Origin of the sequence: Mycobacterium sp. E787, from assembly GCF_001668725.1 — a bacterium.
Taxonomy (GTDB): Bacteria; Actinomycetota; Actinomycetes; order Mycobacteriales; family Mycobacteriaceae; genus Mycobacterium.
Map to the genome: position 1 here is coordinate 20,332 of NZ_LZKL01000079.1, position 15,999 is coordinate 36,330.

General features: G+C 68.2%; 13 protein-coding genes. 3 read left to right on the forward strand and 10 right to left on the reverse strand.

Annotation, left to right across the window (positions count from 1 at the left end; genetic code table 11):
• Positions 1-3 precede the first annotated feature (3 nt).
• The 4 genes from A5705_RS15550 to A5705_RS28610 all read right to left on the reverse strand — a co-directional run bounded on the left by A5705_RS15550 (position 4) and on the right by A5705_RS28610 (position 3,325).
• Complete coding sequence (locus tag A5705_RS15550; RefSeq protein ID WP_082956492.1) at positions 4-900, reverse strand: transglycosylase; 897 nt, start codon at positions 898-900, stop codon at positions 4-6.
• On the reverse strand, positions 878-1,156 hold the full coding sequence (locus A5705_RS15555) for a DUF2710 family protein (RefSeq protein ID WP_369803345.1): 279 nt from the start codon (positions 1,154-1,156) through the stop codon (positions 878-880). The genes A5705_RS15550 and A5705_RS15555 overlap by 23 nt, the downstream gene beginning before the upstream one ends.
• 392 nt (positions 1,157-1,548) lie before the next feature.
• Complete coding sequence (locus A5705_RS15560; protein WP_082956494.1) at positions 1,549-2,472, reverse strand: hypothetical protein; 924 nt, start codon at positions 2,470-2,472, stop codon at positions 1,549-1,551.
• 106 nt (positions 2,473-2,578) lie between these two features.
• On the reverse strand, positions 2,579-3,325 hold the full coding sequence (locus A5705_RS28610) for a DUF5631 domain-containing protein (protein WP_068278450.1): 747 nt from the start codon (positions 3,323-3,325) through the stop codon (positions 2,579-2,581).
• A 2,387-nt stretch (positions 3,326-5,712) separates the two neighbouring features.
• Here A5705_RS28610 and A5705_RS29000 point away from each other — a divergent pair.
• Positions 5,713-7,848 (forward strand): serine/threonine-protein kinase, encoded by a 2,136-nt coding sequence (locus A5705_RS29000; RefSeq protein WP_082956496.1) that lies wholly within the window; start codon positions 5,713-5,715, stop codon positions 7,846-7,848.
• Positions 7,849-7,891: 43 nt separating this feature from the next.
• Here A5705_RS29000 and A5705_RS15580 read toward each other — a convergent pair whose 3' ends face one another.
• From A5705_RS15580 to A5705_RS15605, 6 genes are read right to left on the reverse strand one after another with little or no spacing between them, the layout of a single operon-like run.
• Entirely contained in the window at positions 7,892-9,760 is a 1,869-nt protein-coding gene (locus A5705_RS15580; RefSeq protein WP_068278454.1) for an alpha/beta hydrolase, read from the reverse strand.
• Positions 9,727-10,056 carry a DUF2563 family protein gene (locus A5705_RS15585; protein WP_068278456.1) on the reverse strand — a complete coding sequence of 110 codons (330 nt, stop codon included), beginning with the start codon at positions 10,054-10,056 and terminating at the stop codon, positions 9,727-9,729. The genes A5705_RS15580 and A5705_RS15585 overlap by 34 nt, the downstream gene beginning before the upstream one ends.
• Before the next feature lie 2 nt (positions 10,057-10,058).
• Complete coding sequence (locus tag A5705_RS15590; protein ID WP_068278457.1) at positions 10,059-10,616, reverse strand: pullulanase; 558 nt, start codon at positions 10,614-10,616, stop codon at positions 10,059-10,061.
• 24 nt (positions 10,617-10,640) lie between these two features.
• A complete protein-coding gene (locus tag A5705_RS15595; RefSeq protein ID WP_068278459.1) occupies positions 10,641-12,083 on the reverse strand; it encodes a CCA tRNA nucleotidyltransferase in 1,443 nt (480 codons plus the stop codon).
• 60 nt (positions 12,084-12,143) lie between these two features.
• The gene (locus A5705_RS15600; protein WP_082956497.1) at positions 12,144-12,566 is read right to left on the reverse strand and encodes a PIN domain-containing protein; all 423 of its coding nucleotides are present in this window, start codon (positions 12,564-12,566) and stop codon (positions 12,144-12,146) included.
• Positions 12,557-12,763, reverse strand: coding sequence for a hypothetical protein (locus A5705_RS15605; protein ID WP_068278461.1), 207 nt, complete (start codon positions 12,761-12,763; stop codon positions 12,557-12,559). Before A5705_RS15605 ends, A5705_RS15600 begins: the two co-directional genes overlap by 10 nt.
• A gap of 127 nt (positions 12,764-12,890) precedes the next feature.
• Between A5705_RS15605 and A5705_RS15610 the strand changes: the two genes are divergently transcribed.
• Positions 12,891-13,625, forward strand: a complete 735-nt coding sequence (locus A5705_RS15610; protein ID WP_068278465.1) for an NUDIX hydrolase — start codon at positions 12,891-12,893, stop codon at positions 13,623-13,625.
• The coding region (locus tag A5705_RS15615; RefSeq protein ID WP_068278475.1) for a hypothetical protein at positions 13,622-15,999 on the forward strand (2,378 nt) is incomplete at its 3' end. The genes A5705_RS15610 and A5705_RS15615, both read left to right, overlap by 4 nt.

Here is a 15,999-nt window from a genome sequence, read left to right on the forward strand (position 1 = left end):
TGGTCAATAGCCCTTCGGTGCCCGGCGGGGATCGGCCTGTTGGATTCGATCGGCCAGATCCGACGCGTCGGCGGCGACGCCGTAGTGGCCGCGCGCATAGTTGATGAACGCGCATGCCTGCGCTACCAGATCGTGGATGCTCGCCGACGTTCCCGGCTTGTGGTAGGCCGCGAACGTCGGACCGATGAACTGCCACGCACCCTTGCTCGGCGTGCCCCTGGCCGCGTTGACGTCCCAATCGTTTTCGGCGTAGGCGTCGTAGTTCGACTCGCGGCGGGCGACCAGGTCCATGCCGCGCTCCCACCGCGCACGCGCGGCCGGGTCGTGAATACCCTTGATGTCCAACGCTTTACGGATTGCCGTGCGGACGGAGGCGCGTCCGGCTGTGCCGTGACCGCGGCTCGCGGCGTATGGCCGTGAGCGCGAGTATCGCAGCCGGCGCAGCCGCCCAGCCAACAGGCGCGCCCGGGCGCGCGACCGCACGATGTGGCCGTGCTGCGCGCGCAACCGCGCTGCCATTCGGGCCATCGCCTCGCGGCGGCCCAGCGGTGTATCCACTGCGGGCATGGCATCGGTTAAAGCGGCGTCCAAGTTCATGCGCGTCGCGGCGCGCGCACCCGCGTGGTCGGCGCGGGCCCTCCGCAGGATGCCGGCCAACGCCACGTCGGTATCAGCCATACGACGAAGGTCTTCCGCCGCGCTTTGCGACCGGGCCGCCGCCCTTGCCGGCCACCCGGTTGTGCGTACGGCCCGTCGGGTCTCCTCCCCGCGCGAGCGCACCTGCGCGGGGATCTCACCAGCATCGTCGCCGGTGACGGCACCGGCGAACAAGTTGTGGCCACGTGACAAGGCCTTCACCGCCTGCGTCATCGCGGGATCACTCAACGATTCCCCCACCATAATTCCGATCGAAATCAGCCTGCGCTTCTTCGCGCAATGCCTCGAACACCATATTCAGCCGATCCATTAACTCGCGACAGGTATACGACGTCATCACCTGCGGCGCCAACGAGAGCCCCGTGAGCCGCCCGTCCGAATTGCACACCGCGTAGACGTCACCCACGTCGGCGGTGAAAGTCACCGCCTCCTGGGCCGCCAGGACCGCCTCCCACTTCTCGAAATTCGCCTTCAGGTCGGCCAGGACCTGGTCGACCAATGCCTTATCCGTCCCTGCGTCCGGGCGCATCGCATCCGCTCCGGACACCTCAGGTACAACTCCCATAACATTCGACACAAATACCGGCCGCGCTTCTTTTCGTCGACATGCGATCCCGCAGCACGTTCGCAGGTTCAGCAATAGCCGTTGCGCTCAAAGGCTTTTCGGTAGCAGTCATGTAACCCACGCCAACCTCAGCGAATCCCAAACCGGCGGCGTTTCGACGATAGCCACACGGCGATGACATTACTGCCTCGGGCACCGCCGGACCACTCACTTCCGAAACCGCTGTCAGCGACCATCATTGGCCGCCGGTGCACGGACAGACCCCATTAGTACGTGAATACAATTTGGCGAGCGGCGTTCTGAAAATAGCCGTTCTCGACGACGGCTTACTCCTGCTGCTCTTCGTCTGTCGGCACGATCACGATGCGCCGATTGGGCCTCGTGACCACGGGCGGCTTTCCTTCGGACTTCGTCACCGGAACGCTCGGCGGCGCAGTCAAGCGGCCTTTTACCGGCTGGCCGTTGGGGATACCCGGGACGGTCACCCGCTTTTCAACGGGCTTGTCCTTCCCGCCTTCACCGCCGGCGCCCATGGCGCCGGGCATCATCGGCATGCCGGTCATGCCCATCGGGCCCGTCGGCGTCGCAGTGCCACCGGCTTGCGTCACGGTCACCGGTTTCACCGACGCCGCCGCGGGCGTCGTGGGGGGAGACGACGACGGCACCGGCGGCGGGCCCAGATAGCCGGTCGGCGTCGTGCCACCGCCCGCGCCGATGCCGCCACCCCCGCCGGAACCGCCGCCGCCCTCTGTGGCGCTATCCAGCACCGCCTGGTCCCCCGACATTCCGGTCAGGGCGGCCTCCGCCGCTCCGCCGCCCTTCGCCGCTCCCATCAGCGGCTGGATGGCGCTCTCTGCGGCCTGCATCGCCTGTTGCGGTACCTGGGTGAGCGGCTGCATGACGCCGCCAAGCGCGCCGCTGATCGCACCCGCGATGCCGGACGCCATCTGCTGGACCATCTGCGTCAGTTGCTGCATCTGCTGCGACGACTCAGCCTCGTTCGCCGGGAACTTCTGGGCGGCGTCGAGCGCGTGCGCCCGACGATCTGCGTCGCCCTGGACGCTGGCCGCTTGATCTCCGGGCACGCCGAGATTGCCGGCAGCAGCCAGGGCCGCTTGGGCCGCATCAGCGGGTGCACCGGTCCCCGGCGGAAGTCCGTTCGGAACTATCGGCGGCGGTGACTGTGGCGCCCCAGCAATCCCAGCGAAGTCCGCTGGGCTTACTTTGAAGGGGCCCCCAGCCGTCGTCATGCAAACACCCCAAGCCTCACGTGTCGCTGGCTACTCGATCTGCCGCAACCACTCGCGTCCTGTCCTCGTGGATCGAATGGTAGAGCGCCGACCGCGTTATTTGTAGTCACCGGGATTTCGCCGAAATCGCTTCGTACCAGGCGACGTGGTAGTGCGCGAGGGATTCGTGCCCTTTGATGAGGGCGTCGATCGCTGCCAGCAGCATCCAGTCCGCGGCCAGTGACAAGTGGTGCGGATCGTCCTGCGCCTTCTGGTAGGCGAGCCGCTGCTCGTGCTGCAACACATCAATCTCGTTGTCGGTAACCCCGGTTCCTCGGGTGGCGGCTTGCGCCAAAGTCTGAGCGATCCGCGGCAAGCCATCACGCCGACGCACGGCCTCCACCAGCGCCGGGCCCAGCTCGCCTACTTCCGGTCCGGCGCGTGCCACACGGTCTCCGGTAAGAGCGGGCTCGTCGGGTCCCGGCTTGGCGATGAACCCGTGGGATTTGTGCACCGCCGCAGCGGTGACGACACCCAGCAGATCGACCACGCTCGCGTCGGGTCGGCGAAGCGCCGGCTCGAGGAGTCGGTTCACGCCGAGAGGGATTTTCACGTTCGGTGGGATCCAGCCGCACCCGATGTTGCTGACCAATAGAGTTGTCCCGTCGTCGCGCAACCCTGCGGCCCATGAGAGGCCCGGCGCCTGCCGAGCTACCGCGTCGACCAGGCGTTGCAGCCTCTGCTGGTCGGCGGCACGACTCGATACGTCGCCGGCCACGGCGCCGGTTGTCGCGGCCAACGCAGAGGCGCCGGCCGGCGTCGCCGCGCTTGCGCCCGCCTGCCCTGCTGCAGCGCCCCGTTGGACCGTCGACATCAACGGGCTTCCCGCTGAGGGCGACGTCGATGGCGATGGCGCAACCGGCGCGCCAGAAACCGGGGCAGTCGGCGGTGACATCGACGGCGGGGTGACGACGGGGGGACGCAGGTCGGACCCGTACGCAGGCAGTGGACCCGCCGGGATGGCGGGGCCGCCAGTTACCGGCGCCGTCGGCGTTGACACCGGCATCGCCGCGGCTACCGGCATGGCGCCGCCCGTCGGCGAAGGCGGGGCGGCTGGGCCGGCTGGCGCCGGCGCCGCGGCGCCATGCTCAGCGCCGACGGATTCGACACCAGCAGCACCCACAGTCGGTGCAGATACTGGCGGCGCGACGGGCACTTGCGGCGGCGGCGCCGTTGCGGACCCCGCCGCGTTCGCCAAGCCCTGGGACAAGTCATGAGCACCGGCCGCTGCTGGCTGACCGGTCATCATTCCTTGGGCCAATGAGTTGCCCAGTTGGTTGGGTGACAGGCCACCGACAGTGGCGGCTGGTGAGAGCCCGCCGCCCGCGGGCAGTGGCGAGCTCACGCCGGGGGCAGAGGAAGTATGCCCGCCGCCAACGACCGGCGTGGTAACTGGGCCTCCGCCGCCGACTTCACTGCTTGGTCCAGCCGCGCCCAGCCCGGTGGCCCCTGCGTCGCTACCGACATGCCCTGCACCTACAACGCTGCCGACCCGCGGTGAACCGCCCGCCCCAGTACCCGCCTTCGTGGCGCCGGGCGCAAAGCCGTGGCTGCCAGTACCCGCGGCGTACCCGGCCTTCGCCGGCGGCGTAGCCGGACCGCCAGTCAGTCCTTGGGCCTTGAGAAATTCTGACGGAGACGTCGTCATTCCCTCAGCGGTAAGAACTTTCTGAATAGCGTCCGTAATTGCCGCGACGGCGGTGCCAGACTTATGAGCCGCGAATCCATTAGCCTCAGCTATCAGTCTCTCGATTTCCGCTGCTTTAACGGGCACCGGCTCCTTCGAATCTTCGACTCGCGCGATGCGTTGATTATATTCGTCAGCTATTCCTCTAAGTCCCTCGCGGAGGCTATCTATTGCGTCCGCTCCCTTTTCAAAAGCATCAGCTTTTACCTTGTACTTCTCAGCTAAATCTAGGTGGTATTTCTCACCATCCTGGAAACGGGAGACGAGGTCGTCCACGGTATGGCCCTGGTTATGCGCTGCTAGTTCCGACCACTGGCTATGCAGATCTTGTGCGTATTGTTCCTGCTGTTGCAGCTGAGCTTTCCAATTCGAAGCACCCAATCTCAGCGTTGCGGACGGCTGCGGCCACCAAGCTCCGACCAGGGCGGCCGAATACTTGCCCGGAGGCGTGTCCGCCGTCACGAACGCCCTCCTTAAAGTCGCACGCTTCCGCAGATTTTCGGTAATAATTTGACGGCAGAGCGCAGTGGTCGTACCAGCCCACCGCATTCGGCCTATCGACAAATAGCTGCCATCGGTCCGTCCAGGCGGTTTATGTCGTCTATCGACTGTTGAAACACAGATGAGCTCTTGTCAAACACACTGCTTATAGCAACTGCCGATTGGTATGCGGCCGCGAGGTTCTGTGCAGCGCCCCGCTCGTTTTGGCCCAATGCGGGATTTGCCGATGCCGCGTCAAGCATGGCCCCGCCGTTGGTCAATGAGATACGGGCTATTGCTATGTCGCCTCCATTAGTATCCTGGTTCACTGATTTCGATGCGAGCTGATAGACCGTGCACAAGTTCTTTTTCGCGCTCGCGACCTGGTCTGGAGTGAAGGTCGGGGTCGGCGTTGAGGGCGTGGGAGCGTTGCCAGTGGCCGTCGACGTTGGTCTACTCAGGGCGATGATGCTCACAACCAGCGCTGCCACGGCAATCAAGCCGACGACAACCAGCGCAACAACGGACAGCGGTCCGTTCGATGCTGGCCTGCCGGGTGGACCGGGTTGTGGCCATTGCGTCGCAGGAGGCGGCTGGGGATCCATCACCTGATCAAGGCTAATCGTCAGCAGGACGATGTCACTTCAGACCAGCCACTCAAGCGTGTTTCAGGCAGACGCAGGGCGGCCGCGTTGCAGATGGCTGCCCACAACCGCGGTTTGATGGCCCTGGCCGGCCCGATGCCCACTGCCCTAGGCTCCATCGCACGGTGGCCGAAGCCATTCAGGCAGTAGGTAAAGCGCATGTCGCCCGGAGTTGCTGTGTGGTTGTCATTTGGTGAGCGTCCGCGCGCGGCTTTCTGAACTGTCGCCCGGGGGCACCGGGGTGCTGGCCGCTCGAGAACACCGGCGCTGGGTGGCTGGCGCGTAATCCAGATTTGTCGCACAACCACAACCAAGTAATGAAGGTGTTAGCCGCGGAATCGGCGCGTAATCCCGACTCCCGGGCGCGGGTTCGTCGGTACTATTCGCCGCGTGTCACTGACAATTGGGGGGACATTCGCGGGCTACACCATCCTGCGGATGTTGGGTTCTGGCGGCATGGCCGAGGTTTATCTGGCTCAGCATCCGCGGCTGCCACGGCGCGACGCGCTAAAAGTCATGCCTGAGGCGATGACGGCTGACAACGACTTCCGTGAAAGGTTCCACCGCGAGGCCGACCTGGCCGCGGGGCTGTGGCACCCGCACATCGTCGGCGTACATGATCGCGGGGAGTTCGATGGACGCCTTTGGATTGCAATGGATTACGTCGAGGGCACCGATGCCGGCCAACTCCTGAAAGACCGCTACAGAACCGGTATGCCGATACGGGACGTGTGCGCCGTCGTTTCCGCTGTCGCCGACGCGCTTGACTACGCCCACAAGCGCGGGCTGTTGCATCGGGATGTCAAACCGGCCAACATCCTGCTCACCGAGCCCGAGGACGGCAGGCGACGAATTCTGCTGGCCGACTTCGGCATTGCACGACCACTCGGCGACGTCAGCGGACTTACGGCGACCAATTTCACCGTCGGCACCCTTTCCTATGCCGCGCCCGAACAGTTGATGGGTGCACAGATCGATGGCCGCGCCGACCAATATGCCCTGGCTGCCACCGCGTTTCACCTTCTCACCGGTGCGCCGCCGTTTCAGCACGACAATCCGGTAGCTGTTATCAGCCAGCACCTCAATGCGGCACCGCCGCGACTCGCCGACCGGCGTCCCGAGTTGGCGCACCTCGATCCGGTGCTGTTGAAGGCTTTGACTAAAGACCCCACATACCGATTCGAGCGGTGCCGTGACTTCGCCGCGGCCTTGAATGCGCATGCTGACGCGGGTTACCCGGTGGATGATCACAGCACCGGAGCAACTCCCACCGTCTTTGCACCTGTCGTGGGCCCCCATACCCAAGTCGCAATGCAACCACCGTTCAAGAGCGCAAAACAGCAGCAGCGCAAGCGGTCTCGGGTCGTCCTCGCGGCTGCGATCGCGGCGGTATTGCTGACCGCCGTCGGCATCGTCGGCTACCTGATCCAGCCGACGCGGCACACAACCTCTGCTCCGGCAGGTGGCATCGCGACCCCAGCGCGGCCCACTGTCGTGCTCGACGGCACTTATCGAATCGACTACGACAATCCAAAGGGCACCGCCAACGGCGCCCCATCTCGCGACACGAAAGGTCATAGCAGCTGGTGGGCGTTTCGTTCATCGTGCACGCCTACCGGATGTATTGCTGCGGCGACTCAGCTCGACGACAACAACCACCAAGTGGCATCTAGAGACGGCGGGGGCGATAGAGCAGTCTTCCGTTTCGGCGACGGTCGCTGGCGAGAGATTCCAGATCGAACCTCCAGCCCATGCGCATCAGACATGGCGGAAAGCGGCGCCGTGATTGCTGTGTTGTCGGTCGAACCGCAGGCTGACGGCAGGCTCCAAGGCGAGCAGACCGACACCGTCATCGGCAATGAATGCGGCCCGGCCCAAGGCGCCGTCTACATCACTCCCGTCACGTTGGTACGGGAAGGCGATGTGCCACAGGGCGTCACCGTAGCCGATCCGGTGGCGGCCGCCGCATCTGCGACGAGCAGCAGCTCACCGCCCGCAGTGCCGGGTCCGCGACTCGACGGCACCTATCGCGTCGACCTCGACAAGGGTGCGGAGACCGTCAACGGCGTTCGAGCTTCCCGGACCCTCAATGACACCCGGACGGCTTGGATGGCATTTCGTTCCGTGTGCACTTCGTCTGGGTGCATCGCCACAGAGGCGGATGTGGCCAGCGGAGACCGGCAAGTGGCCACGGGCGCTGCTGAGGTTTATCGCTTCGTGGACGGTCACTGGCAGCAATTCACGCCCTATGATTCGCCATCAAGTCCGTGTCCCGGCACGAAGGGACCAGTCACTGAAACGTTGACAGTGGACGTGTCGTGGGAGCCACAAAGCGACGGCACACTTCGCGGTGCCCTGATCAGAACCGCGGCCACCAATGAATGCGGCTTGAAAGGTACGGTCTGGCGGATCCCGATGACACTGGCACGCGTCGGTGACACGCCGCCCACCGTTGTCATTGCCGATCCAACATTGTTCGTGGACTTGCCAACACCGACAACCACGCCGGTCCGTCCAGGTAGATGATCGCGACCGGGTTACGGAGACGCGGTCCCTCCGGCGATTTCCCTCAGCTCGCCGGCGCGTGATGTCGATGCCCAGTCGTCGCGGGTCGCGCGATTTCTGGATCGACCCAACCGCCCACGCCATACTCACCCCGGTGACGCGCGGTCATCCCGTCGTGCCGCAGCGCATCCCCGTGACCGGAAACGATGTCGGCAATGCTGAACAGGGACTCCGACCCATCGTCGAAATAATGCGAGTGGTCGTAGAGCGGGTTCGCGGAATTGCCGGGCACCTCGGCTTTGAACCGGGTGGAGCCGTAGCCGTCTGTAGCGGGATCGTCTCCCAGCCCGCCGAAGTTCAAGCCGATTAGCCCGGGCCCCGTCACCCGCGCGGGCGACCAGGTGACCGCGTCTCCCGACGCCGCGCCGACATACAGATGGCCGCCGGGGGAAAGATGGAAGTCGGCGGCCGCATGGGCGAGGTCCGTGCCCGGCGAGCCCACCAGCACCACGTCATTCGCGCGCATCCCGTACACCGCCGCATCCGAAACGACGGTGGACCCGTACGAGTGGCCGACCACGGTCAGGTGCGTCGGCGCGCCCCCGTGGGTGACCGCCAACGCGTTCACGTCGGCGGCCAGTGCCCGCGCGCCGCCGCGGGCCATGTCCGGCTCCCGAAGACCGGTGTCGTACCAGTTGTCGGGGGCGTCGTAGCCGACCCAGGTCACCACCGCGGTTCGGCGCCCATCCGCGCGGACCGATTCCTCGTACAGACGGGCGCCCTCAGTCTTGGCGAGCGTTCCGTCGCGCACACCACTGCCGGCCCCCGTCACCAACACCGCGGTGTGGGTGGCCGTGTCGGGGTTTCCCACGGCGACGGCGGCGGCACCTTCACCCCCAAAAGCCTCCGGCTGGTATTTCAGGAGAAATGCGCCCGGATGAACCCGCTCGTCGAAGGCGGCTTCCGAGGCGTTCAGGCCTTGTCGGGTACGCGAGGCATTGGTATAGCGAGCGACCGCGAGCGCGGTCAACCCATAGTCGCCGGGGGCGTCGACCACGTCGTCCGCGGACACACCGTTCTGCGCGGCGACGTCCTGCACACGGCGCAGGTCGTCGTTCATCACCGCTCGGTTGACAGCGCTTCGCACGGCGACCGGCACGCCGTTGAGGTTGCCGAGCTCTGGTGGGTGGTCGGCGATCAGGCGGCGCTGCTGGTCGGGGTCAAGCGTTTGCCACCACCGGTTGACCTCCTCGGCGGTGGTTTCCGGCGGCGGAATCCTCGCGGCCTCTTCGGAATTCGCCGACGGTGCGTCCACCGCATGCAGAACCGTCGGGTCATAGCCGTCCGCGCGCAGGGTGGTCAGCGCCCTCTGCAAGGACTGCGAGTAATTGCGGCGTTCCGACCGAAGCCGGCCCACCGCGCCAGCGGTGTCGTCGATGGCCTCCTGCTCGAGCGCGCGGATGAGCGCATCGAGCGCGGCGCGATCCGCCGCGCCGACTCCGGTACCGCTCTCGAGGGCCAGCGCCTGACCCAGCAGGTCGTCGAGCTGTCGAAGCTGGGTCTCCAGCGTCGAGATGAGCACCGCGGCGGCGCGTTGGGCTTCGGCGAGCGCGGCCGCGGCGTTTTCCAAGTCCGCCCCGATCTTCGGCAGCTGCAAGGACTGGGCACCGAGGGCGTGGGTAGTGCGCCTTACTTCGGCGAGGTCGTTGATCGGGTGCTCGCCGTGGACCCGATTCCAGGACGCCTCGAAGCGGCGGCGCGCTTCATCGAAGGCCGTGCCGGATTCGGCGGTGCACCGCCCTGAGTCGTGGAATGCCTGCGCCAAGGCCGCGATCTGCGCCGGCCGACCGGCCTGCAGGCTCTCGTTGATCGCCCAGGGGTCACCGCCGGCTTCGGCTATCAGGTCCCGACTGCTGATGTGGCGGAGGTCCATCGCACCGCCCGCTCTTGTGCGGCGTTCCGGTCATCCACGTTGGTGAAAGCGTTGGCGGCGTAGTGCGCGTTGTGGCCGAGCCCGGTCAGTGTCTCCTGGTGGGCCTGCAGGTTGTTGACGTGCTGTTCGCGCGCAGCGGTCACCGCCGCGTGAAATGTCGCGGCGGCCGGAAACGCGCCGAACATGCCGGAAGCGAGGGGCGCCCGCGACAGCCGGTCGACGCCCTCCTGCGCGTGGCCGCCGGCACGGTGAGACTGGTCGGCTCCCGCGTGCAGCAAGTCCGTGTCGACGAACATCGCTACCCCCCTCCTTGACCCGCCGTAAAGCTATTAGCGCCGTGGTTGCTGGTCAATTCACTGGCCCCATCGGCCAACCCATCGCCGTCGGTGTCGGTCAGCGCGACGTTCCAGTGGCCGTCCCCGTCGGTGTCGACGTAGCCCGTCACGCCGTTGTCGTCGGCGCACAGCACGCGGTCGGCCACCCCGTCGCTGTCGGAGTCGAGGAGCCGGTCATCGGCGCGGCCGTGGCCGTCGAAGTCGACGAGCGGGCCGCCGGTGTGCTCGACTCCGTCCAGCCCGAACCACCGCAGCTGCCCACCCCGATCGACGGCAACCCCCCACGTCCCCGTTCCCTCGTCGGTGAACCACGTCTCCGGGGCGCCGTCGTTGTCGAGATCGCGGACGGCGTGGTCGGCCACCCCGTCGCCGTCGAAATCGGCCAGCGCGTCGTCCCGCATCCCGTCGCCGTCGAGATCAAGGCCTAACGCGTCAAGGCGGCCATCGCCATCCAGGTCGAGGTTGGGCTGGCCGTTCCAGATGGCCGCTGCGCCATCATCATTCGCGAGGCAATAGTCCATGCCTACTCGGACGTATGGCCGCGCTCAGGCGTTCCCTCGCGATTGCCACCAGGACAGCAACTCGGCGGTCGCCTCCTCGGTGGTCAGCGGGCCACGCTCCAGCCGCAGCTCCTTCAGATGGCGCCACGCCTCGCCGACCTGCGGACCGGCCGGGATCCCGAGCAGCTCCATGATCGCGTTGCCGTCCAGGTCGGGGCGGACCCGGGCCAGATCCTCCTGGGCGGCCAGCTCGGCGATGCGCTCCTCCAGCCGGTCGTAGCTGGCCTGCAGGCGGGCGGCCCGGCGCTTGTTGCGGGTGGTGCAGTCGGCGCGCACCAGCTTGTGCAACCGCGGCAGCAGCGGGCCGGCGTCGGTGACGTAGCGGCGCACCGCCGAATCTGTCCACTTGCCCTCGCCGTAGCCGTGAAACCGCAGATGCAGATACACCAGCTGCGAGACGTCGTCGACCATCTGCTTGGAATACTTCAACGCCCGCAGCCGCTTGCGGGCCATCTTGGCGCCGACCACCTCGTGGTGGTGAAAGCTCACCCCGCCGTCGGCCTCGTGCCGCCGGGTCGCGGGCTTGCCGATGTCATGCAGCAGCGCGGCCCAGCGCAACACCAGATCGGGCCCGTCGTCTTCCAGCGCGATCGCCTGGCGCAGCACGGTCAGCGAATGCTGGTAGACGTCCTTGTGCTGATGGTGTTCGTCGATGGCCATCCGCATGCCACCGACCTCGGGCAGCACCACCTCACCCATCCCGGTCTCGACCAGCAGGTCGATGCCGGCCACCGGCTCGTCGCCGAGCAGCATCTTGTCCAGCTCGGCGGCCACCCGCTCGGCGCTGATCCGGGCCAGCTCGCCGGCCATCTCCTCGATCGCCTCGTACACCCGCGGGGCAACCGCAAAGCGGAGCTGGGACACGAACCGCGCCGCGCGCAGCATCCGCAGCGGGTCGTCGCCGAAGGACACCTGCGGCGCCGCCGGGGTGTCGAGCACCCGCGCCGCCAGCGACGCCAAACCGCCCAGCGGATCGAGAAACTCGCCCGGCCCCGCCGGCGTGACGCGCACGGCCATCGCGTTGGCCGTGAAATCGCGGCGCACCAGATCGTCCTCGAGGCGCTCGCCGAAACGCACCTCGGGATGGCGCGACACCTGGTCGTAGGCGTCGGCGCGGAACGTGGTGATCTCCAGGCGATAGTCGCCCTTGCCGACACCGACGGTGCCGAACCGGATGCCGGTCTCCCACACCGCGTCGGCCCACCGGCGCAGCATCTCCTGCACCTGCTCGGGGCGGGCATCGGTGGCGAAGTCCAGGTCGGGACTCAGCCTGCCCAGCAACGCGTCCCGCACGGAACCGCCGACCAAATACAACTCGTGGCCGGCGGCATCGAAAATCGCGCCGAGGTCCCGCAGCACGGGCGCGTGCTTGTTCAGGGCGACCGCGGCGGCGGTCAGCAGCTCGGCATCCTGGGCGGCGTCAGGCACGTTCGATCAGCGTAGTCGGACGGCCCGGCGACCATGCTGGGCGCCGGAAGGAAAGCGCGGCTACACCGTTCCCCGAGGCAACACCCATCGGTGCCTGAACTCCAGAACTGTCGCGGCCGTCTCGAAGTCAGCGTCGTAGTGAATCACGGTGAGTCGGTGCGCGGCGGCGATCGCCGCGGTGAGGAGACCAGCCATTCCGACGGACCGGTGTTGCCCGGTTCTTGCCAGTGCCCGCTGCGCGCCCAGTGCGGTTTGCCAGTGCTCGTCATCAGTCGGCAGATACTCGTAGGCGGCGCGGCGGTCGGCCGACAATTGCTCGTATTCGCCCGGCCCGCGCGCACTGTAAAGCGCCTCGGCGTCCAGCGATGCCGTCGTGGCCACCGCACCGCTTTCGATCAGCGGCCGCAGGCGCCGAGAGACATCGGGGTGGCGCATCCTCGCGGCAGCACTGGTATCGACGAGATAGCGCGCGATCAGCGCCACACTTCGCCACGCTCGCCCGCGTCGGCCATGCCCTCCAAGCCCCCCTGTTCGAGCCACTCGACCTGGCGCGCCCGGGCCGAGGCGGCAGCCGCCTGCTGCAGCGCCGCCCGCACCGTGTCCGAAATACCGGTGGTCTTCAATTCACGCTGCGCCGCGGCAAGAAGGTCGTCATCCAAATCGATCAGTCGCTTGGGCATAACTTCTCCGACGCCGGATATATACGTTTTACGGACAAAGTATATCTTCATCGCGCCAGGCCGCCGCCCATGCCGCCAGCGGCGAGTATGTCCTGAAGAGCGACCCCCGCCAGCTACTATCGCTTGGGTGTCCGACGCCGAACAAGCCAGACCGCGTCGACGCCGGGGTCGGCGTCGACGTCGCGGCGGCGCCGGCGCGGCCGAGAAGCCCAGCGACACCCCCACGAACGGCGACGCCCCAGCAGCCAAACCGCGGCGGCCGCGGCCGCCTCGCCGCGTGCCCGAGCGACTCAAGACCGTGCACGAAACGTCGGCCGGGGGGCTGGTCATCGACGGCATCGACGGGCCGCGCGACGAGCAGGTCGCGGCGCTGATCGGTCGCGTCGACCGGCGCGGGCGGATGCTGTGGTCGCTGCCCAAGGGGCACATCGAGGTCGGCGAGACCGCCGAGCAGACCGCGATCCGCGAGGTCGCCGAGGAAACGGGTATTCGCGGCAGCGTGCTGGCCGCGCTGGGACGCATCGACTACTGGTTCGTCACCGACGGCCGCCGCGTGCACAAGACGGTGCATCATTATTTGATGCGCTTCTCGGGCGGCGAACTGTCCGACGAGGACCTCGAGGTGGCCGAGGTGGCGTGGGTGCCGATCCACGAACTGCCGTCCCGGCTGGCCTACGCCGACGAGCGCCGCCTGGCCCAGGTGGCCCATGAGCTGATCGACAAGCTGCAGAGCGACGGTCCCGACGCGCTGCCGTCGCTGCCCCCCAGCACGCCCCGGCGACACCCGCAGACGCACTCGCGCACCCGGCATTCTGACAAGCGCGTCGCGGGCCGGAAGAACGGTCACGGGCCGGGGCCGTGACGCCGCCGCGACTCTGCTGGGCCGGCTTGTTGCGCCTCGCCGCAGTGGTTGCCATCGTGGCCGGTTGTGCGGTGCTCGTCGGGCCCGCCCCGCGCGCCGCCGCGGGTGAGCCGGGCGACACCCCCTTCGTCCGTGTCCGCATCGACCAGGTGACCCCGGACATGGTCACCACCACCAGCCCGCCCGTCGTCACCGTCAGCGGCATGGTCACCAACATCGGTGACCGCCCGGTCCGCGACGTCATGGTCCGGCTCGAGCACGCCCCGGCCGTCGCCGACTCGGCGGCGCTGCGCACCTCCCTGGACGGCAGCACCGACCAGTACCAGCCGGCCGCCGACTTCCTCACCGTCGCCCCCGAACTGCAGCGCGGGCAACAGGCCGGCTTCACCCTGTCCGCCCCGCTGCGCGCGGCGGCCAAGCCGTCGCTGGGGATGGACAAGCCCGGCATCTATCCCGTCCTGGTCAACGTCAACGGCACACCCGACTACGGGGCCCCGGCCCGGCTCGACAACGCGCGCTTCCTGCTGCCGGTGGTCGGCGTGCCGCCCGATCATGCCGACGACGTGAACTCCGCCGTCGCGCCCGACACCTCCAAACCGGTGTTGATGACGATGCTGTGGCCGCTGGCCGACCGGCCGCGGCTCGCCCCCGGCGTTCCCGGCGGCACCATCCCGGTCCGGTTGGTCGACGACGACCTGGCCACCTCGCTGGCCACCGGCGGCCGCCTCGACATCCTGCTGTCCGCGGCCGAGGTCGCCACCAGCCACGACGTCGACCCCGACGGCGCCGTCGGCCGCGCGCTGTGCCTGGCCGTGGACCCCGACCTGCTGGTCACGGTCAACGCGATGACCCTCGGCTACGTGGTGTCCGATTCACCCGACGGCCCCGCGCAGCTGCCGGGCACCCCGACGCATCCGGGCACCGGACAGGCGGCCGCAACCGACTGGCTGAACCGCCTGCGCACGCTGGCCCACCGCACCTGCGTGACGCCGCTGCCCTATGCCCAGGCGGACCTGGACGCGCTGCAACGCGTCAATGACCCGGGGCTGACCGCGGCGGCCACCACCGGCGTCGGCGGCATCGTCGATCGCATCCTCGACGTGGCCTCCATCCGCGGGGCGACGCCGCTGCCCGACGGCCCGCTGACGGGCCGGGCGGTCGGCCTGCTCGGCAGCAACGACAGCACCGTCGCGATCGCCGCCGCGGACCTATCCGCCCAGGAGTCGGCGAGCGACACCCCCGCCGGCGTCGACACCGCGCCCCGGCGGCTGTCGCCGCAGGTGGTGGTCGCGCCGTTCGACCCGGCCGTCGGGGCCGCGCTGGCCGGCGCGGGCAACAGCCCCATCACCCCCACCTACCTCGACTCCGCGCTGGCCGTTCCTCTCTCGCACGACTCGACCACCGCCCGGCGCGAGGACGCGCTGGGTTCCATCTTCTGGCACGCCCTGCAGCGCGACGCCGCGCCGCGCACCCAGCTGCTGGTCCCGCCGGCGACGTGGAACCTGCAGGCCGATGACGCGCAGGTCATCCTCACCGCGCTGGCGACCACCATCCGGTCCGGTTTGGCGCTGCCCCGACCGCTGCCGGCCGTCATCGCAGAGGCCAACGAGGCCCCGCAGGGCCGCGCCGAGCCGGCGCGGGCGGCCACCGACGGAGTGCTGCGGGGCCGATTCAGCGACGACGTGACCGGCACCATCGCCGGCCAGGTCGGGCGGCTGTGGGGGCTGACGTCGGCGTTGACCACCGACGAGCGCACCGGGCTGACCGGCGTGCAGTACACCGCGCCGCTGCGCGAGGACATGCTGCGGGCGCTGAGCCAGTCCGAACCGCCCGATACCCGCAACGGGCTGGCCCAGGAGCGCCTCACGGTGGTCGCCAAGACGATCAACGACCTGTTCGGCGCCGTCACGATCGTCAACCCGGGCGGCTCCTACACCCTGGCCACCGAGCACAGCCCCCTGCCGCTGGCGCTGCACAACGGCCTCGCCGTGCCGATCAAGGTGCGGCTGCAGGTCGACGCGCCGCCCGGCATGCGGGTCACCGACGTCGGCCAGATCGAGTTGCCGCCGGGCTACCTGCCGTTGCGGGTGCCGATCGAGGTGAACTTCACCCAGCGCGTCGCGGTCGACGTGACGCTGCGGACCCCCGACGGGATGCGGCTGGGCGAGCCGGTGCGGTTGTCGGTCCATTCCAACGCCTACGGCAAGGTGCTGTTCGCGATCACGCTGTCCGCCGCGGCGGTGCTGGTGCTGCTGGCCGGGCGCCGGCTGTGGCACCGCTTCCGCGGCCAGCCCGACCCCGCCGACCTGGACCGCCCCGACCCGCCCCCCCCCCCCCCCCCCGCCCGGCACGACGAGAAAGGCGGTGGCGTTGG